1 protein-coding gene is annotated in these 291 nt (G+C 60.8%); it reads right to left on the bottom strand.

Features of this window, described 5'->3' with window-relative positions; all coding sequences use genetic code 11:
- Window positions 1-191 (bottom strand): PTS system mannose/fructose/sorbose family transporter subunit IID (locus P0G09_RS20040; protein WP_275253551.1); only part of this gene is annotated, 191 nt, incomplete at its 3' end.
- Window positions 192-291: the final 100 nt, after the last annotated feature.

The raw sequence follows: 291 nt of genomic DNA, 5'->3' as shown, positions 1-291 counted from the left end.
CCCATCAGCGAGGTCTTGACGGCGTTGATGGTCTCCGGGTTGAAGTTTTCACTGTCGGCGGCGTACTGCTCCTCCATGGAAGCGGCCAGACCCAGCGTAAAGGCACTGGTCTGCGGGGTGCAGTTGTAGATCTGGGGCTTCCCGGTGCCGCTGACCGGCTCACCATGCACATTGTGCGCAAGCTGGCGCATTTCTGCGAGTATCTGCTGGAAGGCTTCCTGCTCATGCTCTGCCTGTGGGTGTACACCCGGCACTTCTTCAAGCATGTGTCCTGGCCCATACTGGGCGGCC

It is taken from the genome of Faecalibacterium sp. DFI.5.82 (assembly GCF_029076575.1).
Taxonomy (GTDB): Bacteria; Bacillota; Clostridia; order Oscillospirales; family Ruminococcaceae; genus Faecalibacterium; species Faecalibacterium duncaniae.
This window is presented reverse-complemented; position numbering and strand designations above follow the sequence as displayed.